Below are 299 nucleotides of genomic sequence, written 5' to 3' on the forward strand. Positions count from 1 at the left end.
TTCAGTTCTTTTTATTAAATCTTATATTTTTATTTAACTCGACCGTATCCTGCAATATATTTACTCCAATAAGAACTATTTAAACTAGCTTCACCAACTCCAGAATTACTAGCATTATAAAACTTGTTGTTGCCAATATACATACCAACGTGAGTGATACCTGACTTGCCTGGAACTGTTCCTTTAAAGAAAACTAAATCTCCTGGTTGGAGAGCACTTCTAGCGATACGTGTAGTTTTATTATATTGATCTTGTGCTGTACGTGGCAATTTAATCCCTTGTGTCCCATATCCCCATTG

At 34.8% G+C, this 299-nt stretch carries 1 protein-coding gene; it reads right to left on the minus strand.

Annotation, left to right across the window (positions count from 1 at the left end; genetic code table 11):
• Positions 1-29: 29 nt before the first annotated feature.
• A partial coding sequence (locus FOT98_RS31125) for a C40 family peptidase (protein WP_186292152.1) occupies positions 30-299 on the minus strand: 270 nt, incomplete at its 5' end.

This window comes from Bacillus sp. HY001 (assembly GCF_007558965.1).
GTDB classification, from domain to species: domain Bacteria; phylum Bacillota; class Bacilli; order Bacillales; family Bacillaceae_G; genus Bacillus_A; species Bacillus_A mobilis.